The organism is Kocuria palustris (genome assembly GCF_007666205.1).
In the GTDB taxonomy this organism is placed as follows: domain Bacteria; phylum Actinomycetota; class Actinomycetes; order Actinomycetales; family Micrococcaceae; genus Kocuria; species Kocuria palustris_A.
In genome coordinates this window covers 60,360-81,303 of sequence record NZ_VDOR01000011.1, presented here as the reverse complement: position 1 = coordinate 81,303, position 20,944 = coordinate 60,360, and the positions used below count along the sequence as shown (strand labels likewise).

Annotated in this window: 21 protein-coding genes; 2 read left to right on the top strand and 19 right to left on the bottom strand. The window is 72.3% G+C overall.

Annotation, left to right across the window (positions count from 1 at the left end; translation table 11 throughout):
* Nucleotides 1-29: 29 nt before the first annotated feature.
* From FSY66_RS10335 to FSY66_RS10280, 12 genes are all read right to left on the bottom strand, one after another.
* Nucleotides 30-365, bottom strand: coding sequence for an HGxxPAAW family protein (locus FSY66_RS10335; RefSeq protein WP_260853642.1), 336 nt, complete (start codon nt 363-365; stop codon nt 30-32).
* 144 nt (nt 366-509) lie between these two features.
* Nucleotides 510-1,106: a Trp biosynthesis-associated membrane protein gene (locus tag FSY66_RS10330; RefSeq protein ID WP_144794587.1), complete on the bottom strand. Its 597-nt coding sequence runs from the start codon at nt 1,104-1,106 to the stop codon at nt 510-512.
* On the bottom strand, nt 1,103-2,698 hold the full coding sequence (locus FSY66_RS10325; protein ID WP_144794585.1) for an anthranilate synthase component I: 1,596 nt from the start codon (nt 2,696-2,698) through the stop codon (nt 1,103-1,105). The genes FSY66_RS10330 and FSY66_RS10325 overlap by 4 nt, the downstream gene beginning before the upstream one ends.
* A gap of 64 nt (nt 2,699-2,762) precedes the next feature.
* Entirely contained in the window at nt 2,763-3,161 is a 399-nt protein-coding gene (gene hisI / locus FSY66_RS10320) for a phosphoribosyl-AMP cyclohydrolase (protein WP_144794583.1), read from the bottom strand.
* Nucleotides 3,162-3,233: 72 nt separating this feature from the next.
* Nucleotides 3,234-3,998, bottom strand: coding sequence for an imidazole glycerol phosphate synthase subunit HisF (gene hisF, locus FSY66_RS10315; protein WP_144794581.1), 765 nt, complete (start codon nt 3,996-3,998; stop codon nt 3,234-3,236).
* Nucleotides 3,999-4,106: 108 nt separating this feature from the next.
* Complete coding sequence (gene hisG, locus FSY66_RS10310; protein ID WP_144794579.1) at nt 4,107-4,955, bottom strand: ATP phosphoribosyltransferase; 849 nt, start codon at nt 4,953-4,955, stop codon at nt 4,107-4,109.
* Between the two features lie 104 nt (nt 4,956-5,059).
* Entirely contained in the window at nt 5,060-5,323 is a 264-nt protein-coding gene (locus FSY66_RS10305) for a phosphoribosyl-ATP diphosphatase (RefSeq protein WP_144794577.1), read from the bottom strand.
* Between the two features lie 148 nt (nt 5,324-5,471).
* The gene (locus tag FSY66_RS10300) at nt 5,472-5,876 is read right to left on the bottom strand and encodes a cytochrome c oxidase subunit 4 (RefSeq protein WP_144794575.1); all 405 of its coding nucleotides are present in this window, start codon (nt 5,874-5,876) and stop codon (nt 5,472-5,474) included.
* Nucleotides 5,873-7,624, bottom strand: coding sequence for an aa3-type cytochrome oxidase subunit I (gene ctaD / locus FSY66_RS10295; protein ID WP_144794573.1), 1,752 nt, complete (start codon nt 7,622-7,624; stop codon nt 5,873-5,875). The genes FSY66_RS10300 and ctaD overlap by 4 nt, the downstream gene beginning before the upstream one ends.
* Nucleotides 7,625-7,638: 14 nt before the next feature.
* A complete protein-coding gene (gene ctaC, locus FSY66_RS10290) occupies nt 7,639-8,562 on the bottom strand; it encodes an aa3-type cytochrome oxidase subunit II (RefSeq protein WP_186304544.1) in 924 nt (307 codons plus the stop codon).
* Between the two features lie 292 nt (nt 8,563-8,854).
* On the bottom strand, nt 8,855-9,223 hold the full coding sequence (locus FSY66_RS10285; RefSeq protein WP_144794571.1) for a HesB/IscA family protein: 369 nt from the start codon (nt 9,221-9,223) through the stop codon (nt 8,855-8,857).
* Between the two features lie 139 nt (nt 9,224-9,362).
* Nucleotides 9,363-10,808, bottom strand: a complete 1,446-nt coding sequence (locus FSY66_RS10280) for a dipeptidase (RefSeq protein WP_144794569.1) — start codon at nt 10,806-10,808, stop codon at nt 9,363-9,365.
* A gap of 70 nt (nt 10,809-10,878) precedes the next feature.
* Between FSY66_RS10280 and FSY66_RS10275 the strand changes: the two genes are divergently transcribed.
* Nucleotides 10,879-11,628, top strand: coding sequence for a DUF3043 domain-containing protein (locus FSY66_RS10275; protein WP_260853641.1), 750 nt, complete (start codon nt 10,879-10,881; stop codon nt 11,626-11,628).
* A gap of 126 nt (nt 11,629-11,754) precedes the next feature.
* Here the strand turns inward: FSY66_RS10275 and FSY66_RS10270 are convergent, their stop codons facing one another.
* On the bottom strand, nt 11,755-12,819 hold the full coding sequence (locus FSY66_RS10270; protein WP_144794567.1) for a quinone-dependent dihydroorotate dehydrogenase: 1,065 nt from the start codon (nt 12,817-12,819) through the stop codon (nt 11,755-11,757).
* On the opposite strand from FSY66_RS10270, the gene FSY66_RS10265 reads away from it, so the two are divergent.
* A complete protein-coding gene (locus FSY66_RS10265) occupies nt 12,818-14,035 on the top strand; it encodes an alpha/beta fold hydrolase (protein ID WP_144794565.1) in 1,218 nt (405 codons plus the stop codon). The two genes, FSY66_RS10270 and FSY66_RS10265, sit on opposite strands and share 2 nt — an antisense overlap.
* Nucleotides 14,036-14,092: 57 nt before the next feature.
* On the opposite strand, the gene FSY66_RS10260 is transcribed toward FSY66_RS10265, so the two are convergent.
* The 6 genes from FSY66_RS10260 to ybeY all read right to left on the bottom strand — a co-directional run bounded on the left by FSY66_RS10260 (nt 14,093) and on the right by ybeY (nt 20,941).
* Nucleotides 14,093-14,920 carry an isoprenyl transferase gene (locus FSY66_RS10260; RefSeq protein WP_144794563.1) on the bottom strand — a complete coding sequence of 276 codons (828 nt, stop codon included), beginning with the start codon at nt 14,918-14,920 and terminating at the stop codon, nt 14,093-14,095.
* Nucleotides 14,921-14,956: 36 nt separating this feature from the next.
* A complete protein-coding gene (recO, locus tag FSY66_RS10255) occupies nt 14,957-15,712 on the bottom strand; it encodes a DNA repair protein RecO (RefSeq protein ID WP_144794561.1) in 756 nt (251 codons plus the stop codon).
* Nucleotides 15,713-15,720: 8 nt separating this feature from the next.
* Complete coding sequence (gene leuA / locus FSY66_RS10250; RefSeq protein WP_144794559.1) at nt 15,721-17,472, bottom strand: 2-isopropylmalate synthase; 1,752 nt, start codon at nt 17,470-17,472, stop codon at nt 15,721-15,723.
* Nucleotides 17,473-17,718: 246 nt separating this feature from the next.
* Nucleotides 17,719-19,275 carry an LCP family protein gene (locus tag FSY66_RS10245; RefSeq protein WP_144794557.1) on the bottom strand — a complete coding sequence of 519 codons (1,557 nt, stop codon included), beginning with the start codon at nt 19,273-19,275 and terminating at the stop codon, nt 17,719-17,721.
* A 138-nt stretch (nt 19,276-19,413) separates the two neighbouring features.
* Complete coding sequence (locus FSY66_RS10240) at nt 19,414-20,469, bottom strand: GTPase Era (RefSeq protein WP_144794555.1); 1,056 nt, start codon at nt 20,467-20,469, stop codon at nt 19,414-19,416.
* A gap of 55 nt (nt 20,470-20,524) precedes the next feature.
* Nucleotides 20,525-20,941, bottom strand: a complete 417-nt coding sequence (gene ybeY, locus FSY66_RS10235) for an rRNA maturation RNase YbeY (protein WP_260853646.1) — start codon at nt 20,939-20,941, stop codon at nt 20,525-20,527.
* Nucleotides 20,942-20,944 lie beyond the last annotated feature (3 nt).

Below are 20,944 nucleotides of genomic sequence, written 5' to 3'. Positions count from 1 at the left end.
CGCCCGCCCTCATGTCGTGCGGGGCGGTCTCAGTGCGTGCGGCTGCCGCTCGCGTGCTTGCGGACCTCGCCCTCGTAGCCCATGCCCATGGCCTTGAGCACGGCGCCGACGATCAGCCCGATCACGATCACGACGATGCCGATCCACATCAGGACGCTGCCCAGGGACATCGTCAGCCCGATCAGCGCCAGCACGACGCCCACGGTCATGACGGCGATGCAGGCCCAGGCGGCCACCGTGTTGCCGTGGCCGACGTAGCCGGTGTGGTCCAGGACGACGACATCGGATCCGAGGCCCTCGTGGTCGGCCTCCGCGGAGGCCGCCTCCGACGTCGAGGTGGCGGGGCTGGGGGTCGCGTGGGACATGAGTCGTATCTCCCTGTGGTTGGGGGCCCGCATCCGGTCGGGACGCGGACGGGCGGCGGTGCTGGGATCCATTGTGCCACCCGCCGGGCCCGGCGCGGTGAGCGACAGCAGGACAGGGCGGCACGGGGCGGGCGGCGCCGGGGCTCAGACCCCGGTGGGATCGCGGCCCTCCGTGAGCTCGTCCCAGGCGTCGATGTCGTCGCGGCGCCCGATCTCGCGCTGGTCCTCTCCCGCGGCTCTGCGCTGGGCGGCGCCGCGCTCGAAGCGCGATGCCCCGGGGCGGGGCCAGGACCGCGCGGACAGCAGCGCCCAGGCGCCGCCCAGGACGACCAGCACGGAGGCTGCGGCGCTGAGCCAGGGACCCGCGGTCAGCTCGTGCTGCGCGTCGCTGCCGATGACGCCGGTGGCCTCGCCCACGACCCCCTCGGAGACGCCCACGGGATCCATGATCGCCCCGATGACCGCGGCCAGCGCACCGGCGCCGGCCAGCATGATGACGATGGCGACCACGCCGCGAAGGCGATGGCCCGCGATGGTCAGGGCGACGGCCCCGGCCATGGCCACGAGCCCGAGGGCCGAGACCGCAGGGGCGGCGTCGCTGCCGCGCACCGGGATGTCCATCTGGGACACGGCGGTGCTCGCGCTGGCGTGGACCCAGACCAGCGCGGAGGAGCCGAACAGGGCTGCCCCGAGCACGAGGCACAGCAGCACGACGAGGGGCTTGCGCTTCAGGGCGGTCATCGGGCGGCTCCTCGGGCCGGGGCGTCGGCGCCGCCCAGGCGCTGCGGCCGGGTCAGCGACTGCGCGGCCAGCGCGGCGCGCAGGGGCGCGGCCGCCTTGTTGAGGGACTCCTCGGCCTCGGCCTCCGGGACGGAGTCGGCCACGATGCCGCCGCCTGCCTGGACGTAGGCCCGCCCGTCCACGAGCAGGGCCGAGCGGATCGCGATGGCCACGTCCATGGACCCCGCGAAGTCCAGGTAGCCCACGACCCCGCCGTAGACGGCGCGGCGCATCGGCTCGTACTCGTCGAGCAGCTGCAGCGCCCGCGGCTTGGGCGCCCCGGAGAGGGTGCCCGCCGGGAACGTCGCCGCCAGGACGTCGTAGGCGCTCAGTCCAGGGCGCAGGCGCCCCACGACGTTCGAGCACATGTGCATGATGTGGCTGAAGCGCTCGATCTCCATGAACTCGGTCACGGCCACCGTGCCGGGCTCGCAGACCTTCGAGAGGTCGTTGCGGGAGAGGTCCACGAGCATCAGGTGCTCGGCGCGCTCCTTCTCGTCGGCCAGCAGCTCCCGCTCCAGGGCCTGGTCCTGCTCGGCCGTCGCCCCGCGCGGGCGGGAGCCCGCGATCGGATGCGTGACGACCTCCCCGTCGGAGACATTGACGAGCGCCTCGGGCGAGGACCCGACGACCTGGAACGGCCGCCCGTCGGCGTCCTCGAACGAGTACAGGTACATGTACGGGCTCGGGTTGATGCTGCGCAGCATCCGGTAGACGTCGAGCGGATCGGCGGCGCACTCCGTCTCGAAGCGCCGGGAGATGACCACCTGGAAGATCTCTCCGTCGACGATCGCCCGCTTGGCCTCGTCGATCGAGCGCAGGAAGTCGTCCCGCGGCCACGACTGCTCGACAGCCGCCTCGATCCTGTCGCGGGGCACGACGTCGCGGGCCACGGCCACGCTCGAGGCGGGCGAGGGCCGGTCCAGCCGCTCGAGCATCGCATCGAGGCGCGCGACGGCGTCGTGCCAGGCCTCGTCCACGCGCTCGTCGGTGCCGTCGGCGTTGTAGGCATTGGCCACCAGGGTCACGGAGCCGTCGGCGTTGTCGTGCACGGCCATCTCGGAGACGAGGTTCATGGCCAGCTCGGGGATGCGCAGATCGTCCTGCGGCGGGTGGGGCAGCCGCTCCCAGTGCCGGACCGCCTCCCAGCCGATGAAGCCGACCATCCCCGAGGACAGGGGCGGGGCGTCCTCGAAGCGCTCGGTCGCGAGCACCGCCAGCGACTCCCGCAGCGCGTCGACGGGGCTGCCGTCGCTCGGCAGGCCGACCGGGACGTCGCCCAGCCAGTGCGCCTGCCCGTCCCGGCTGATCAGCGTGGCGCGGGATCCCGCGCCGATGAACGACCAGCGCGACCAGATGCCCTGGGCGGCCGATTCCATCAGGAAGGTCCCGGGCGGCGCAGTGCCGTCGTCGCCCAGCACGAGGGAGCGGTAGATGCCGATCGGCGTGAGCGCATCGGCCAGGACCGCCGTGCGCACCGGGATGACGCGGTGCTGCCGGGCGAGCTCGCGGAACTCCTCGAGCGACGGGGAGATCGTGCCCATCTGGTGCATGGTGCGGCTGCTTCCTGCCGGGATCGTCCCGGCTGTCGTGCGGACGCCGTCGCGGCGGCGCCGCTCAGTCCTCGGCGCGGCCCTGGACGGCCTCGAGCCTGCGGCCCTCGAAGCAGGTGCGGGTACCGGTGTGGCATGCGGCGCCGACCTGCTCGACCTCGAGCAGCAGCGCATCGCCGTCGCAGTCCAAGGAGGCGCGGCGCACCAGCTGGATGTGGCCCGAGGTGTCGCCCTTGCGCCACAGCTCCCGGCGCGACCGCGACCAGAAGGTCACCCGCCCGGTGCTCAGGGTGAGGTGCAGCGCCTGCTCGTCCATCCAGCCCAGCATGAGCACCTCACGGGTGTCGTGCTGCTGGATGATCGCGGCCACCAGGCCGTCGGCGTCGCGCTTGAGGAGCCCCGCCACGGACGGGTCGAGATCCGGCGACGACGGGCGGGGTGCGGGCGGGGGCTGTTCGGACATCACCGGACACTATAGGCCCGCAGCCGGGACGGCCCGGGCACGGCGGTGCGGGGCCTGCGGCGCCGGCGGTGCTCAGCGGACCTCGTGGCCCGCCGCCCGCAGGGCGGCCTTGACCTCCGCGATCGCATCGACGGGCCCGAAGTGGAAGATCGAGGCCGCGAGCACGGCATCGGCCCCGGCCTCGACCGCGGGCGGGAAGTCGGCGGGACCGCCCGCGCCGCCGGAGGCGATCAGCGGCACCGAGACCGCCGCGCGGACCTCCCGGATCATCTCCACGTCGAAGCCCTCCCGAGTGCCGTCGGCATCCATGGAGTTGAGCAGGATCTCGCCGACGCCCCGGCGCTCGGCCTCCGCGGCCCACTCGACCGCGTCGATCCCGGTGAGCTCGCGGCCCCCGTGCGTCGTGACCTCGAAGCCCGAGGCCGTGCTGCCGGTCCGCTTGGCATCGCACGAGAGCACGAGCACCTGGCTGCCGAACCGCCGGCTGATCTCGTCGATGACCTCGGGGCGACGGATGGCCGCCGTGTTGATCGAGGCCTTGTCCGCGCCGCAGCGCAGCAGCCGGTCGACGTCCTCCGAGGTGCGCACGCCGCCGCCGACGGTCAGCGGGATGAACACCCGATCCGCCGTCCGCGACACGACGTCGAACGTCGTCGCCCGCTCCGCGGACGATGCGGTCACGTCCAGGAAGGTCAGCTCGTCCGCACCGGCGTCGTTGTAGCGGGCGGCGAGCTCGACCGGATCACCGGCATCGCGCAGGTTCTCGAAGTTGACGCCCTTGACGACGCGCCCGGCGTCGACGTCCAGGCACGGGATGACGCGGATGGCGACGGCCACGGAAGTCCTCCTTGCGGCGCCCGCGGTGCGGCGGGCGGTCGGATCGGCTGGGGTGCGGACGCAGGCCGCCGGGCACCGGCCGACGGGCCCGTGCCGGGGTCCGGCCCGTCAGAGACGGGCGGCGTGGATGGGCGAGACCAGGATGGCGCGGGCGCCCACGGCGTAGAGCTCGTCCATGACCTTGTTGGTGTCGGAGCGGCGGACCATGGCGCGCACGGCCATGGCGCCGCCGTGGCCCAGCGGCGAGATCGTGGGGCCCTCCATGCCGGGAGTCACCGCGGTCGCGGCGTCGAGGAGGTCCTCGGTGACGTCGTAGTCCATCATCACGTACTGGCGAGCGACCAGCACGCCTTGGATGCGCCGACGCAGGACCTCGAGCCCGGCGATGTCCTCACCCTTGGCGGCGGAGCGGATCAGCAGCGCCTCGGAGCGCATGATCGGCTCGCCGAAGATCTCCAGCCCGGCGGCGCGCAGGGTGTTGCCCGTCTCGACGACGTCGGCGATCGCGTCGGCGACCCCCAGGCGGATCGAGGACTCGACGGCCCCGTCCAGGCGCACGACCTCGGCCTCGACCCCCTGCTCACCCAGGTGGCGCCGCAGCAGGTGGTCGTAGCTCGTCGCCACGCGCCTGCCCTGCAGGTCCTGGACGGCGGAGAACTCGCCGACCGGTCCCGCGAAGCGGAATGTCGAGCGCGCGAAGTCGAGCCCGAGGTCCTCGACCGCATCCGCCTCCGAGTCCAGCAGCAGGTCCCGGCCGGTGATGCCGACGTCGAGGACTCCCCCGCCCACGTAGATCGCGATGTCCCGCGGGCGCAGGTAGAAGAACTCGACCCCGTTCTCCGGATCCACGAGCACGAGCTCGCGGCTGTCCCTGCGCTGCCGGTAGCCGGCCTCGCTGAGCATCGTGGCGGCGGCTTCGGACAGGGCGCCCTTGTTGGGCACGGCGACGCGCAGCATGGTCGTGACTCGCTCCTGGTTCTGATGCGGGCGTTTCGAGAGGACGGGCTCCGGGGTCCGGGCACAGCCGGCAGCGGCTGCGCGGTCGGGCCGAGCCGCGCGCCTCAGAGGTGACGGTAGACGTCCTCGAGGGAGATGTCCTTGGCGACCATCATCACCTGCAGGTGGTACAGCAGCTGGGAGATCTCCTCCGCGGCCGCTTCGTGGGACTCGTGCTCGCAGGCCATCCAGACCTCGGCGGCCTCCTCGACGACCTTCTTGCCGATGCCGTGGACGCCGCGGTCCAGCTCGGCGACGGTGCCCGAGCCCTCGGGGCGCGACTGCGCTTTCTCGGTGATCTCGGCGAAGAGCTGCTCGAAGGTTTTCACGGGGGCCACCCTATCCCGGTGCGCCTGCCCGGATGTGCGCAGGCGCCCGCCGGGTCCCGCGAAGAATCCGACGCGCAGACGGCCTCGCGGCATGCGAAGGGCCCCGTCGCCTCCGAGGAGGCGACGGGGCCCGTTCCGATGCGCGGACTCAGTGCGCGTGAGCTCCGCGGCTGTGCTCGAACACCATGCCGAAGACGCCGAGCATGGCGACCGGGAACGCCAGGCCCACGATCCACCAGTCGATGGCCAGGCCGAGCACGAACACCATGGCGCCGGCCCCGAAGAGCAGCGGGGTCCAGGACCACGGCGAGAAGTGCCCGTACTCGCCGGTGCCGTCCGCGATCTCGCCCTCGAGGTCGTCCTCCGGCAGCAGCGCCTTGGTGCTGCGCAGCGTGAGCGTGAGGTAGACGGCGAGGAAGGCGCACATGACGCCGGTGGCCAGCAGAGCCGGGAAGCCGGCCAGCTCCTGGAAGTCGGTCACGAAGCCGTAGATGAAGCCCACGACGATGCAGAACACCGTGAGGAGCCACAGGGTCTTGATGGTCGCCTTCATCGAGCTGCCTCCGTGCTGCGGGTGTCGTGCTTGCGGCGGTCGTTCTCGGCCGGGTTGGCCTCGGTGTCGCCCACGCTGGGATCCGGCGACAGGGCCGCCAGCTCCGGGTGGTGCAGGTCGAGGGCCGGGCGCTCCGAGCGGATGCGGGGCAGCGACACGAAGTTGTGGCGCGGGGGCGGGCACGAGGTGGCCCACTCGAGCGATCCGCCGAAGCCCCACGGGTCGTCGACCTCGACCTTCTTGCCGCGCTTGTGCGTGATGTAGACGTTCCAGAAGAACGGGATCATCGACGCCGCGAGCAGGAAGGAGCCCACCGTCGAGAACTGGTTCATGAAGGTGAACCCGTCCTCGGGCATGTAGTCCGCGTAGCGGCGGGGCATTCCCACGACGCCGAGCCAGTGCTGGATCAGGAACGTCATGTGGAAGCCGACGAAGAGCATCCAGAAGTGGATCTTGCCGACGCGCTCGTTGAGCATCTTGCCGGTGAACTTGGGCCACCAGAAGTAGAACGCGGCGAACATGCCGAACACGACGGTTCCGAAGATCACGTAGTGGAAGTGGGCCACCACGAAGTACGTGTCCGAGACGTGGAAGTCCAGCGGCGGGGTGGCCAGGATGATGCCGGTCAGACCGCCGAAGAGGAACGTGAACATGAACCCCAGGACCCACAGCATGGGCGTCTCGAAGGTCAGCGACCCCTGCCACATGGTGCCGATCCAGTTGAAGAACTTCACGCCCGTGGGCACCGCGATCATCATCGTCATGAAGGAGAAGAAGCCCAGCATGACCGATCCGGTCACGTACATGTGGTGCGCCCACACGGTCACCGACAGCGCGGCGATCGCGATGGTCGCGAAGACCAGCCCGACGTAGCCGAACAGCGGCTTGCGGGAGAACACCGGCAGGATCTCCGAGATGATGCCGAAGAACGGCAGCGCGAGGACGTACACCTCCGGGTGGCCGAAGAACCAGAACAGGTGCTGCCAGAGGATGGCCCCGCCGTTCTCGGCGTCGAAGATATGCCCGCCCAGGCGGCGGTCCATGCCCAGCGCGAACAGCGCCGAGGCCAGCGGCGGGAAGATCATGATGATCAGCAGCGAGGTGACCAGAGCGGTCCAGGTGAAGACCGGCATGCGCCACATGGTCATGCCCGGGGCGCGCATGCACAGGATCGTGGTGATGAAGTTGACGCCGCCCATGATGGTGCCGAAGCCCTGCAGGCCCAGGCCGAAGACCCAGAGGTCGCCGCCGACCCCCGGGGAGAAGGTCGTCGAGTTCAGCGGCGCGTAGGCGAACCAGCCGAACGAGGCCGCGCCCTGCGGGGTGAGGAAGCCGGCGACGGCCACGAGCGAGCCGAAGAGGAAGAACCAGAAGGCCAGCGCGTTCAGCCGCGGGAAGGCGACGTCCGGAGCGCCGATCTGCAGGGGCACGAGCACGTTGGCCAGGCCGGTGAACAGCGGGGTGCCGAACATCAGCAGCATGATCGTGCCGTGCATGGTGAACAGCTGGTTGTACTGCTCCTTGGTCTCCAGGATCTGCATGCCCGGAGCGAAGAGCTCCGCGCGGATCAGCAGCGCCATGACGCCGCCGAGGCAGAAGAACAGGAAGGCCGCGATCAGGTACATGTACCCGATCGTCTTGTGATCGGTGGTGGTCAGCCAGTTGACGATGATCCGGCCCTTGGAGCGGGGCACGACCCGCGGAGCCGCGGTGGTCGCGTCATTGGCTGAGTACTCGAGAGTGGTCATGTGCTCTCAGCCTCTCAGTTCTCGTCGTACGTCGAGCCGGGCATGGAGTCCTGGTTCTCGACCGGTGCTTCGTTGGTGTTCGGGTTGCGGTCGTACTCGGTGCCGAGCTGGCCGGTGTTGCCCTGATCGCGCAGGTTCTGCATCTGCTGGTCGTACTCGTCCTGCGAGACGATCTCGACGTTGAAGAGCATCTCCGAGTGGTACTCGCCGCACAGCTCGGCGCACTTGCCCTGGAAGGTGCCTTCGTCGCCGGTGGTGAACGACAGGTAGTTGGTCTGGTTCGGGATCATGTCCATCTTCTCGAGGAAGGCGGGGACCCAGAAGGAGTGGATGACGTCGCGCGAGGTGACCTGGAGCTCGACCTCGCTGTCGGCCGGCAGGTAGAGGGTCGGCAGCGTCTCCTCGACGCCCTCCGAGCCGTCTTCGTTCAGGTGCGCCTGCGTGCCCGAGTAGTAGACGTCGTCATCGGTGTAGTTGAAGTCCCAGGCCCACTGCTTGCCGATGACCTCGACGGTGGTGTCCGGGTTCTCGTGGCGCGGCGTGAGATCCGCCAGAGCGCGCTCCGAGAAGACGAACAGCGTGATGACCAGGGCGATCGGCACGAAGGTGTAGAAGATCTCGAGCGGCAGGTGGTAGGCCACCTGGCGCGGGTACCCGACCTCGTTCTTGCGACGGCGGTAGGCGATCATGCACCAGAGCATGAGGCCCCAGGTGACCATGCCGACCATCAGGGCGGCGATCCACGACCCCACCCAGAGGTCGACGATCGTCTGGGCGTTGTCGGTGGGGGCGGAGTCGCCCACCGGCATGAAGCCGTTGCTGACGTGCTGGTTCAGCTCGGCGGAGCAGCCCGTCAGGGCGAGCAGCGCAGCGCCTCCGAGGGCGCTCGCCCTGAGCGCTCGGGTGCGCCGGCTGACGGGTCGGGAGTGCGAACTCACAGACAGCCCTTCCTGTTCTCGGTCGCGGTCCTGTCCGTCCCGGGGGACGCTGCGGGCAGGAGCCTGGGGTTTCTCCTGGAGTTTACCCCCTGCGTCCAGGGCGTGCTGACACATCGTCAGCCGTGTGTCCCGGTTGCCACGGCTTCTGCAACCGCCCGGCGCCGGTCGCGCGCTGCTCCGCCGGTTCCGTCCGGGGCCGGCCCCGGACGGACGAGGGCCCCGGGCGTCGTCGTGCGATGCCCGGGGCCCTCGTGGCCGCGCCCGGTCTGCGCCGGAGGGCGGCCGGCGCGGCTCAGCTGAAGGAGTCGCCGCAGGCGCAGGAGCCCTGCGCATTCGGGTTGTCGATCGAGAAGCCCTGCTTCTCGATGGTGTCCTCGAAGTCGATGGTCGAGCCCTCGAGGTAGGGCACCGACATCTTGTCGACGATGACCTCGACGCCGCCGAAGTCCTTGGCGGCGTCGCCGTCGAGGACGCGCTCGTCGAAGTAGAGCTGGTAGATCAGCCCCGAGCAGCCGCCGGGCTGCACGGCCACGCGCAGGCGGAGGTCCGTGCGCCCCTCCTGCTCGAGCAGCGCGGACACCTTCTGCGCGGCGGTGTCGGTCAGCTTCACGCCGTGCGTGGGCAGTCCCTCGGTGGTGGGGGTGTCGGTGGTGACGGTCATGCGCTCTCTCCTCCTGCGTGCTGCCCGGTCCGGAAGCGGCTCGGGCGTGTGCGGCATTCCTGCTGCCTGGAACCAGTGTGGACCCCGATCCATTCCCGCGTCCATCGAGGCCGCTCCGGGCGCGGGTCGCGGCCTCCGCTCAGCCGTGCGCCGATCCGGCTCGCGCGGCCAGCCACAGGGCCTCGGCGACGATCGCCCGGCGGTAGTCCTCCAGCTGCAGGGACTCGTCGATCCCGTGCGCCCGGGTGTCCGGGTCCTCGATGCCGGTGACCAGGATCGCGGCCTGCGGATACGCGGCCTGCAGGTCGGCGGTGAACGGGATCGACCCGCCCATCCCCATCTCGACGCTCGGCCGCCGCCACGCCTCCGACAGCGCCCACAGCATGTCCCGGGCGGCCTCGGCCGATGTGTCCGTCGCGAAGGCCGGGCCGGTCTCCTCGATCCGGACCTCGACCTGCGCCCCGAACGGGGCGTGCGACTCGAGGTGCTCGCGCAGCAGGCGCGCGGCCTCCACCGGGTCCTGCCCGGGAGCGATCCGCAGGGAGAGCCTGGCCCGGGCGCTCGGAGCGATCGTGTTCGAGGCGACGTCGACGCCGGTCGCGTCGAACCCCGTCACGGAGAGCGCGGGCTGGGTCCACAGGCGGGAGGTCAGGCTCCCCCGCCCGGCCAGCTCGACCCCGGGCAGGACGCCGGCGTCCTCGCGGAACTGCCGCTCGTCGTAGCGCAGCGCGCCGTCGCCGTCCTCGCCGACGCGGCTGCGCAGGCCCTCGACGGCCACCGCTCCGTCGTCGTCGTGCAGGGTCGCGATCAGCCGGGCGAGCAGCGTCGGCCCGTCCAGCACGGGACCGCCGTAGCCCCCGGAGTGCAGGGTGTGGTCCACGCCGCGGACCTCCACGACCGCACCGACGACCCCGCGCAGACTCGTCGTCAGCGTGGGGACCCCGACCTGCCAGTTGGCGGAGTCCGCGATGACGATCGCATCGGCGGCCAGCTCCTCCCGGTGCCGGGCGAGGAAGTCGGAGAAGTGCGGGGAGCCGGCCTCCTCCTCCCCCTCGACGAACACGGTGATGCCGAGTCCGTGGTCCGCGCCGAGCACGTCGCGCAGCACCCGCACGGCGGCCACATGGGCCATGACGCCGGCCTTGTCGTCGGCGGCGCCGCGGCCCCACAGCCGCCCGTCGCGACGCCGCGCCTCGAACGGAGGGCTCGTCCAGGCCTCGGGATCCCCCGGGGGCTGGACGTCGTGATGGGCGTAGAGCAGCACCGTGGGCCGCCCGTGCGCCGCGGGCGTCCGGGCGATCACCGCAGGGTGGGCCTCCTCGCCGTCGGCCGGGCGGATCTCGACGGTCTCGAAGCCCTCGGCCTGGAGCAGGCCCGCCACGGCCTCGGCGGAGCGGCGCAGCTGCGCGGGATCGAAGGAGTCCCAGGCGATGCCGGGGATCGCCACGAGCTCCCCGAGCTGGTCGACGACGCGATCGAACTCCCGGTCCACGGCTGCGCGGAAGGCCTCGATGTCGAGCCCGGCGGCATGCGCCGGGACCGCGGCGCTGTGGGGCGGGGTCTGCTGGTCTGCGGGATCGGTCATGCCCGGAAGCGTAGCGCGGGGGCGGACCGCGACTGCGGAGGGCCTTCCGGGCTTCGACTAGACTCGCCGGGTGATCGGACGACGCAGCAAGGAAACCCAGACCACCGCAGAGGCCGCGCAGACTCGCACAGGGTCCACCGCGGTCGGCTCGAGCTCCGCCCGGGCGGACGCGGCCGGTTCCAGCGCCGCGGGCTCGAGCGCCGGCGGCTCCGCCGGGTCGAGCGCGGCGGGCTCGGCCCCGGCGGGGCAGGCCGAGCAGGAGCGGCAGCGGCAGGCGCAGGCGCCGACCCAGCAGCACCACGGCGCCAGGACCGAGGGCAAGGGCCGGCCCACGCCCTCGCGCCGCCAGCAGGAGGCCGCCCGCGTGCGCCCGCTGGTCCCGGAGGATCGGAAGGCCGCCAAGCAGGCGGACCGCGCCGCGCGCCGCGAGCAGCGTCTCACCGCCCAGCAGGGCATGGCCGCCGGGGACAAGCGCTACCTGCCCCCGCGCGATCAGGGCGAGCAGAAGGCCTTCGTGCGCGACTGGGTGGATGCGCGCTGGAACGTCGCCGAGCTGCTGATGCCCATCGCGCTGATCGCCCTGATCTTCCTGCTCATCCCCAGCGGCCTGCAGCAGATCGGCGTCCTGGTCTTCTACGCGCTGATCATCGTGGCGGTGCTGGACTGCGTGCTCCTGGTCGTCGGGGTGCGCCGCGGCCTGACCCGGCGGTTCGGCTCGCGCGAGTCCGGCACGAGCTTCTACGCCGTGACCCGGGCCATGAACCTGCGCTCCACGCGCATGCCGCGCCCGCGGGTCAAGCGCGGTGAGCGCCCCTCCTGATATCTCCCGTCCCGTCGGCCGCGCTCGGCCCCGGACGACGCCCCGCCCTGCTGCAGCAGGGCGGGGCGTCGTCGTTCCCGGTGCCGCTGCCGGCCCGCGCCGACCGCGCTCGGCGGGCGTCGCGCCTCAGCGCAGGCCGCGCACGATCCTGGCCGCGTAGAACGGGCCCTCGTAGAGGAAGGCCGTGTAGCCCTGCACCAGATCCGCACCGGCCTCGAGGCGCCGGCGGGCGTCGTCGGCGGAGGTCACTCCCCCGGCCGCGATGATCGTGAGCCGGTCCCCCACGTGCTCGCGCACGAGGCGCAGGACCTCCAGGGACCGCGGCGCCAGCGGCTCGCCGGACAGGCCGCCGGCGCCGATCCCGGCCACCCGGGCCGGGTCGCTGCGCAGCCCCAGGCCGTCGCGGGCGATCGTGGTGTTGGTGGTCGCGATGCCGTCCAGTCCGAGCTCGAGCGCCAGATCGGCCACGGCGCGGACGTCCTCGTCGGCGAGGTCCGGGGCGATCTTCACGAGCAGCGGGACGCGCCTCCCGGCTGCGGCCCGCGACTCCTCCTGCACCGCGCTCAGGATGGGGCGCAGCGACTCCACGGCCTGCAGCTCGCGCAGCCCCGGGGTGTTCGGCGAGGAGACGTTGACCATCAGGTAGTCCGCCGCCGGCGCCAGCTCGCGCGCCGAGGTGCGGTAGTCGTCGACCGCGTCCTCGAGGGCCACGGCCTTGGTCTTGCCGATGTTCACGCCGATCACGGGCCGGCCCGGGCCGCGCCACGAGGCGTCGAGCTCGCGCCGGGCCCGCTCCAGGCGCGGACGGACGGCCGCGGCGCCGTCGTTGTTGAAGCCCATGCGATTGACGACGGCCCGGTCCTGCTCCAGGCGGAACAGGCGCGGCCGGGGATTGCCCGGCTGGGCCCGGGCCGTCACCGTGCCGATCTCGACGTGGCCGAAGCCCAGATCGGCCAGCGCGGCGATGCCCTCCGCGCCCTTGTCGAAGCCGGCCGCGAGCCCGAAGCGCGACGGGAAGCGCAGCCCCATGACCTCGACCTCCTGATCGCGACGGGCGCGCGTCAGCCTCCGCAGCAGCGGGGACAGCCCCAGGGCCCGGCAGGCGCGGATGCCCAGGAAGCCGAGGCCATGGGCTCGCTCGGGATCCATGCCCGAGAACACGACGCGGAAGAACGTAGGGTAGAGGCGCATGTCCGACAGTCTTCCAGAACCCCGCGGCGGCTCCCGCCACGACCCCGGCTCCCGCGCTCCCGGGGGGATTCGGCACGCGCCCGGCCGCCGCGACGCCGATCCCGATCGGCCCGGCGCGCGCGGCCGCCGATCCGCGGCGCAGGACCCCTCCGACGGCCCCGACGGCTGGAGGGAGGACGTCCTCGGCCCGGGCTTCCTGGCCCGGCGGCTTCCCGTGCCGGGGCGCGGAGCCCATGACGCCGCGACGCTCGTGCGCCACGTCCCCCGGCTCGATCCCGAGCACGATCCGCAGGACGCGTGCGACGAACCCCGCGGGACGGTCGTCTACGTCCACGGCTGGTCCGACTACTTCGCCAATCCGGAGCTCGCCCGGGCGGTCTCCGCGGCCGGCTTCCGCTTCTACGCGCTCGACCTCCACGGCTACGGCCGGGCCCTGACGGACGACGTCCTGGCGCATCCGGAGGTCCCCGGCTACGCGGAGTCGATGAGGGAGTACCGGGGCGATCTGGAGGCCGCGGTGCGCGCCGCGGCGCACGACGGGGCCCCGGCGCAGCCCGGGCAGATCGTGTGGCTGGGGCACTCCACGGGCGGGCTCGTGGTGTCGCTGGCGGCGCTGACCGCGGCCGAGCCCCCGGCGGGGATCGCGCTGGCGGCCCCCTGGATCGCCCCGCACGTCCACGATCTCGCGGGCCGGGCCCTGGTCGCGGCGCTGCGGCTCGTCCCGCGGCGGTGGCACGACCGGCAGCTGCCGCTGCGGGTGGCCGGCCACTACTTCCGCAGCCTCTCCTCGAGCCGCGACGGGGAGTGGCCGCTGGACCCGCGATGGCGCCCGGAGACCTCGTTCCCGCTCACGGTCGGCTTCCTGCTGGCCGCCCACGAGGGGCACCTGCGGCTGCTCGATCTGCATCGCCGCGGCGCGGTCGCGGCAGCCCCCGTGCTCCTGCAGATCTCCCGGCGCAGCCTGATCCTCCCCTGGTGGTGCGAGGCCATGAAGCGCCGGGACACCGTGCTGGACGTCGGGCGGATCCGGCGTCGGATCGGAGCGCTGAGTCCCGTGCCGCGGGTCATCTCCTACGACGGCGCCCTGCACGACGTCCACCGCTCCGCCCCGGAGGTCAGGCGCCGGACCTTCGAGGATCTGAGCGACTGGCTCGGCGAGGTGGCGCGGCGGATCGCGGCGGACGGGGCACCGGACGGCCCCGGGCCGGGTCGCTGAGCCGTTGCCCGCCGTCGGTCGGGACAGGCGCGGCGGCCGCGGCGGGCCAGGGGCGCCTCAGACCCGGTCCGGGCCCGCGGGGTCCCCGGCAGCGGATGGTTCGGCGCCCTGCGCCACCCGGTCGACGGCGCCGCCGTAGCGGCGGTCCCGGCGGGCGAACTCCTCGACCGCGGCCCACAGGGTCCGGCGATCGACGTCGGGCCACAGGACGTCCTGGAAGACCAGCTCGGCGTAGGCGGACTGCCACAGCATGAAGTTGGAGATCCGCTGCTCGCCGGACGAGCGCAGGAAGAGATCGACGTCCGGCAGGTCGGGCTCGTCGAGATAGCTCTGCAGCAGCCCCTCGTCGACCTTCCGGGGGTTCAGCCGGCCCGCCGCCGCATCGCGCGCGATCGCCGCGGCGGCATCGGCGATCTCGGCGCGGCCGCCGTAGTTCACGCACATCGTCAGCGTGGCGACGTCGTGATCGCGGGTCTCCCGCTCGGCCGTCTCCAGCCGATCGATGACCGAGCGCCACAGCCGGGGGCGCCGGCCGGCCCATCGGATCCGCACCCCCCACTCGTGGAAGGTCTCGAGCTGGCGCTCCATGACCTCGGCGGTGAAGTTCATGATGAACGAGATCTCGCTGGGCGAGCGCTTCCAGTTCTCGGTCGAGAACGCGTAGGCGGACACGTAGGGGATGCCCATCTCGATGGCCCCGGCGACCACGTCCACCAGGGCCAGTTCCCCCGCCCGGTGCCCCTCGTTGCGGGGCAGGCCCCGCTCATTGGCCCAGCGCCCGTTGCCGTCCATCACGACGGCCACATGCCGGGGCACGAACTGCGCGGGGATCGGCGGGGCGAGCGCACCGGAGGGATGGGCCGGGGGCGGGCTGAAGCGGCTCAACGGGGGTCCTCTCGACGGGCGGGGCGGGCGTCGGCGTCAGTCGCGCTCGACGAGCGGCAGCGACTTCACCGCGTGCTCCAGATGGAACTGGACGTAGGCGGCCACGATACCGGCGGCGGCCCGCGCGGTCCGGGGCTCGACGGCATCGACGCGCGGCCAGTCCCCGTCCAGCAGCGCCTGGAGGTGGGCGACCGTCTGCATGCCGGGCGACAGGGACCCGGGCGGGCGGCACCGGTCGCAGACCATGCCGCCCAGCTCCGCGCTGAAGGACCGGTGCGGCCCGGCCGCGCCGCACTGCGCGCATGCCCCGAAGGACGGCGCCCAGCCCGCCGCGGCGACCGCGCGCAGCAGGTAGGAGTCCAGCAGCTGATCCGGGGCGTGCAGGCCCCGGGCCAGGGCGGACAGCGCGCCGATCAGCAGGCGGTACTGCGGCCGGGTCTGCTCCGCGTCGTCGGTCGAGACCTGCTCGGCGGCCTCGGCCATGGCCGTGGCCGCCGTGTACTTGGCGTAGTCCGCCGCGATCGGCGAGGACCAGGTCCGGCGGGCCGAGGCCTGCGAGACGATGTCGAGGCTGCGGCCGTGGACCAGCTGCAGGTCCGAGAGGCTGAACGGCTCGAGCAGCGAGCCGAACCTGGAGCTCGTGCGCCGCACGCCCTTGGCGACGGCGCGGACCTGACCGTGGTCCTGCGTCAGCAGGACCACGATCCGGTCGGCCTCCCCCAGCTGGTGCGTCCGCAGGACGACCCCGACGTCGCGGTAGGACTTCGAGGCGAACGAGGTGCCGCGCGCCACAGGGGTGCTCAGTCCTCCGAAGCGGCCCGCGCCGCGCGGTTGACCGCGGAGACGACGGCCTTGAGCGAGGAGCGGGTCGTCGAGGAGTCGATGCCCGCGCCCCACAGGACGTGCTCCCCCACGGCGAGCTCGACGAACGACGCCGCGTGGGCGTCCGAGGCCGCCGAGAGCGTGTGCTCCGAGTAGTCGAGCAGGCGCAGGTCGACGCCTTCGGCGCGCAGGATCTGGATCAGGGCGTCGATCGGCCCGTTGCCGCTGGCCGAGCGCTGCCGGGCGACGCCGTCGATCTCGAGCCCGACGTCCAGCCGGGTGTCCCCGTCGTGCTCGGAGTGCGTGCTGATGGAGGTGAGGCGGAAGCGGCCCCAGCACGCGCCGCTGCGGTCCGCGGGCAGGTACTCGTCCTGGAAGATCTGCCAGATCTGCTCGCCCGTGATCTCGCTGCCGCTGGTCTCGGTGTGCCGCTGCACGACGCCCGAGAACTCGATCTGGGCGCGTCGCGGCAGGGTCAGGCCGCGCTCGGTCTTGAGCAGGTAGGCCACCCCGCCCTTGCCGGACTGCGAGTTGACGCGGATCACGGCCTCGTACGAGCGCCCGAGGTCCTTGGGGTCGATCGGCAGGTAGGGCACGGCCCACTCCAGCTCGTCGACGGTGACGCCCTGGTCCCGGGCATCCTGCTGCATCGCGTCGAAGCCCTTGTTGATCGCGTCCTGGTGCGATCCGGAGAACGCCGTGAAGACCAGGTCGCCGCCGTACGGGGAGCGCTCCGGGACGGGCAGCTGGTTGGCGGTCTCGACCGTGCTGCGGATGTGGGCGATGTCCGAGAAGTCGATCATGGGATCGACGCCCTGCGTCAGCATGTTCAGGCCCAGGGTCACCAGGTCCACGTTGCCGGTGCGCTCGCCGTTGCCGAACAGGCAGCCCTCGATGCGGTCGGCCCCGGCCAGGTAGCCGAGCTCGGCGGCGGCCACGCCGGTGCCGCGGTCGTTGTGCGGGTGCAGCGACAGGATGGTCGCATCGCGGTGGTAGAGGTTGCGCGACATCCACTCGATCGAGTCGGCGTAGACGTTCGGAGTGGCCATCTCGACGGTGGCCGGCAGGTTGAGGATCATCTCCCGGTCGCCGCCGATCTCGAAGGTCTCGGCGACCTCGTTGGAGATCCGCGCCGCGAACTCGAGCTCCGTGCCCGTGAAGGACTCCGGCGAGTACTCGTAGACGACCTTGGTGCCGGTCGTGGCGGCCAGCTGCTCCTCGTGCTTCATGCACAGGCGCGCGCCGGTCAGGGCGATGTCGACGATGCCGTCCTCGTCCGAGCGGAACACGACCCGGCGCTGCAGCTTCGAGGTCGAGTTGTAGAGGTGGACGATGGCCTGGGGCGCCCCGGCGATGGCCTCGAACGTGCGCTGGATGAGGTGCTCGCGCGACTGCGTGAGGACCTGGATCGAGACGTCCTCCGGGATGCGGTCCTCGTCGATGAGCCGGCGCACGAAGTCGAAGTCGACCTGCGAGGCGGACGGGAAGCCCACCTCGATCTCCTTGTAGCCCATCCTCACGAGCAGCTCGAACATCATGAGCTTGCGCTGCGAGTCCATGGGATCGATCAGCGCCTGGTTGCCGTCCCGCAGATCGACGGCACACCAGCGCGGCGCACGGGTGATCGTCCTGTCCGGCCACGTGCGATCCGGCAGGGAGAAGGGGATCTGCTCGTGGAACGGGCGGTACTTGTGCGTGGGCATGCCCGAGGGCTGCTGGCGATTCTGCATGGGATGAACCTGTCTCTGACGCGGCACGGGACGACCGTGCGGGAGGAGGAGATGTGGACCGGGCCGGGCATCGCGGACTCCGCAGCGGGGTCCGGCCCATCCTGGGGCTCCGCGGCTGCTCCGGGCGACGGAGGGCGGGAGCCGGCGAGGATCAGGACCCGCTGCGGCAGATCAGCAGTAGCTTCGCGGTCGTGCACATGCGATCGACGGTATCACCACAGGGGGCTGGACGGCGCTCGCGGGCGGTCACTGCTGACAGGTGAACTGCTCGGCCGTCTGCCCGCTGAACTGGCCCGGGACCTCGGAGTCGACCTCCATGGTCTCCCCCTCGGCGAAGTCCTCCCCGACCGTGAGGCTCACGCCGCCGGCGAGGTCGGGGCTGTGGGCGATCTGGGATCCGGGGATGCCGAGCTCCTCCGCGACCTGCTCCGCGGCGCCCTGCCAGCCCATCGCGTAGTGCAGCTGGGTGCCCGGCAGGTCCTCGTCGAGGACCTCGCCCTCCTGCGCCAGCTCGTAGCCCGCGTCCGCGAGCTGCTCGGCGAGCTCCTGGCCCCGCCCGTCCGCGCCGGAGGCGTCGAGGATCGTCACCGGGACGGACTCGGGGCTGTAGGCCGGGGCGTCGTCCGCGGTCTCCTGCGCTGTGGCCTCCTCCTCCGGCGCGGAGGCGTCCTGCTCCGCACTCGGCTCGGCGCTCGGGCCGCCGGAGCCGGACTCGCTCGCGGCGTCCTCGGGGACCCCGTCCTCCGTGAGGGAGCCGTCCTCGCGCAGCACCTCGAACAGGTCCTCCGAGGGCTGCTCCTGGAGCTGCAGCCGGTTGGGGTCCTCGGGGTAGACCTCGGTGGGCACCGAGACGAACACCACGCGCGAGAGGTCCACGCCGGCCAGCTCGTTGGCCAGGCCGACGATCCGGGTGACGTTGCCCAGCTGCTCGTCGACGTGCAGGTTCTGGGTCATGACGTCGGCGATCTCGTACAGCCGCGGGATGTTCGTCAGGGTCCCCTCGGCCTGCAGCTTGCGGGCCAGCGAGGCCATGAACTGCTGCTGGGAGCGGATGCGGGACTCGTCGCCGCCGTCGCCGAAGGCCGCGCGGGAGCGCAGGAAGGCCAGGGCCTGCTCGCCTTCGATGCTCGAGGTCCCGGCCGGCAGCTCGAGGCCGGACTTGGGGTCGTCGACCTCGTGCGTCACGCAGACCTCGACGCCGCCGACGGCGCGGGAGAGCTCCGTGACCGCGTTGAAGTCGGCGAGCATGAAGTGGTCGATGTTCAGCCCCGTGAGCTCCCCGATGGTCGCGACCGTGCAGCCCGGCCCGCCGTTCTCGGCCGCCGAGTTGAGCATCGCGCCCTCCTCGGCCTCGTGGACCTCCCCCGTCTCCGGGTCCGTGCACTCCGGGATGTCCACGATGAGATCGCGCGGGAAGGAGACGACGGTGACGTCCTCCCGGTCCTCGGAGATGTGGGCCAGCATCATGACGTCGGTCTTGCCGGTCCCGTTGCCCTCCTCGATGTCGCCGTAGCGGGAGTTCTGCTCCCCCGCGCGGGTGTCGGAGCCCATGATGAGGATGTCGGTGGCCCCCGAGTCGTCCCAGCCGTCCTGGCCCAGGTTCAGCGGGCTGGTCATGAGGTTCTGCTGGAGCCGGAACACGCTCAGTCCCCCGATGCCGACGACGACCGCCAGGAGCAGGGCCGCGATGATCAGGCCCCAGCGACGCCCCTCCGGCGGCGCGGCCGCGGCGCTCCAGTGCCGGCCGACCTGCTCGCTGCCGCTGCGGCGCTCGGTCGCGCCGACGTCGTGGGGTGTGCTCACGTGCTGCTGCTCCGGTGGGTCTGTGGTGGGGTTCGCGGCCTGGGCCGCGCGAGTCGTCCGGGGCCGCCCGGGCCGGTTCGGACGCGCCGCAGGGGCACCTTACTCCAGCCGGATGGGCGCCCCTGGGGAGCCGAGTGCTCAGAAGCCGAGGCGGGACATCTGCCGGGGATCGCGCTGCCATTCCTTCGCGACCTTGACGTGCAGGTCCAGGTACACCTTGGTGCCCAGCATCCGCTCGATCGACGCCCGCGCGGTCGCCCCGATCTCGCGCAGGCGGGAGCCGCCCCTGCCGATCACGATCGCCTTCTGCGACGGGCGCTCGACGTAGAGCGAGACGTGGACGTCGAGCATGGGGTCGTCCTCGGGGCGGTCCTCGCGAGGGATCATGTCCTCGCACACGGCCGCCAGCGAATGCGGCAGCTCGTCGCGCACGCCCTCGAGCGCGGCCTCGCGCACGAGCTCCGCGACCAGCGTCATCTCGGGCTCATCGGTGAGCTCCCCGTCCGGGTACAGCGGCGGCGAGACCGGCATGCGCGAGATCAGCAGCTCCGCGAGCTCCTCGAGCTGGAAGCGGTCCACCGCGGAGACGGGGATGACGTCCGCGAAGCCGATGTCCTCCGGGACCGGGGCCGGCGTGTGCTCCCGCCCGCGCTTCCGGGCCCGGACGCCCTGCCGGCGCTGGAACTCGACATGCTCCTCGGTCAGCACCTCCCGGCCCATGGCCTCGACCGCCATGAGCTGCTCGACCAGCTCGTCCCGGGCGACCTTGTCGGCCTTGGTCACGATCGCCACGATGGGCCGCCGCCCGGCCGAGGCGAGCTGCTGGGCGATGTAGCGGTCCCCGGGGCCGATCCGCTCGTCGGCCGGGACGCAGAAGCCCAGGACGTCGACCTCGCCGAGGGTCTCCGTCACGAGCTCGTTGAGCCGCTCGCCCAGCAGGGTCCGCGGCCGGTGCACGCCGGGGGTGTCCACCAGGACGAGCTGCCCGCTGTCCCGGTGCACGATCCCGCGGATGGTGTGCCGCGTGGTCTGGGGGCGGTTGGAGGTGATCGCGATCTTCTGCCCCACCAGGGCGTTGGTCAGCGTCGACTTCCCGGCGTTCGGGCGGCCCACGAACACCGCGAAGCCCGAGCGCGTCCGGACGGGATCGCCCCCCTGGACGGGCCCGCCGGGGGTCTGGCTGCTGTCGGTCATCGGATCTGCTCCCGGAGGATCGTCGGTGGAGTGCGGTGCGTGCGGCGCCGGGGACTCAGCGCATGGTCTCGACGGGGGCCTCGCGGCCCAGGAACCCGCCGAGCAGCTCGCGCTGCAGCGCGAACATCATCTCGCGCTCGTCGTCCTCGGCATGGTCGTGGCCCAGCAGGTGCAGGATGCCGTGGACGGTGAGCAGGAACAGCTCGTCCTCGATGCTGTGCCCGGCATCCGCGGCCTGCCGCGCCGCGACCGGCGGGCACAGGACGATGTCCCCGAGCACGCCCTCGGCCGGCTGATCGGCGGTGCCGGCGCGCAGCTCGTCCATCGGGAAGGACAGGACGTCGGTCGGCCCGGGCAGGTCCATCCACTCGATGTGCAGCCGGGACATCTCGTCCTCGTCGACGACGGCGATCGACAGCTCGACGGCCTCGGCCAGGTGCAGCCGGTGGAAGCAGTGCTCGATCAGCTGCAGCTG

Coding starts and splice junctions, on each gene's coding strand:
- FSY66_RS10335 (WP_260853642.1), bottom strand. CDS start 365: ATGTCCCACGCGACCCCCAGCCCCGCCACCTCGACGTCGGAGGCGGCC.
- FSY66_RS10330 (WP_144794587.1), bottom strand. CDS start 1,106: ATGACCGCCCTGAAGCGCAAGCCCCTCGTCGTGCTGCTGTGCCTCGTG.
- FSY66_RS10325 (WP_144794585.1), bottom strand. CDS start 2,698: ATGCACCAGATGGGCACGATCTCCCCGTCGCTCGAGGAGTTCCGCGAG.
- hisI (WP_144794583.1), bottom strand. CDS start 3,161: ATGTCCGAACAGCCCCCGCCCGCACCCCGCCCGTCGTCGCCGGATCTC.
- hisG (WP_144794579.1), bottom strand. CDS start 4,955: ATGCTGCGCGTCGCCGTGCCCAACAAGGGCGCCCTGTCCGAAGCCGCC.
- FSY66_RS10300 (WP_144794575.1), bottom strand. CDS start 5,876: ATGAAGGCGACCATCAAGACCCTGTGGCTCCTCACGGTGTTCTGCATC.
- ctaD (WP_144794573.1), bottom strand. CDS start 7,624: ATGACCACTCTCGAGTACTCAGCCAATGACGCGACCACCGCGGCTCCG.
- FSY66_RS10285 (WP_144794571.1), bottom strand. CDS start 9,223: ATGACCGTCACCACCGACACCCCCACCACCGAGGGACTGCCCACGCAC.
- FSY66_RS10280 (WP_144794569.1), bottom strand. CDS start 10,808: ATGACCGATCCCGCAGACCAGCAGACCCCGCCCCACAGCGCCGCGGTC.
- FSY66_RS10265 (WP_144794565.1), top strand. CDS start 12,818: ATGTCCGACAGTCTTCCAGAACCCCGCGGCGGCTCCCGCCACGACCCC.
- FSY66_RS10270 (WP_144794567.1), bottom strand. CDS start 12,819: ATGCGCCTCTACCCTACGTTCTTCCGCGTCGTGTTCTCGGGCATGGAT.
- leuA (WP_144794559.1), bottom strand. CDS start 17,472: ATGCAGAATCGCCAGCAGCCCTCGGGCATGCCCACGCACAAGTACCGC.
- FSY66_RS10240 (WP_144794555.1), bottom strand. CDS start 20,469: ATGACCGACAGCAGCCAGACCCCCGGCGGGCCCGTCCAGGGGGGCGAT.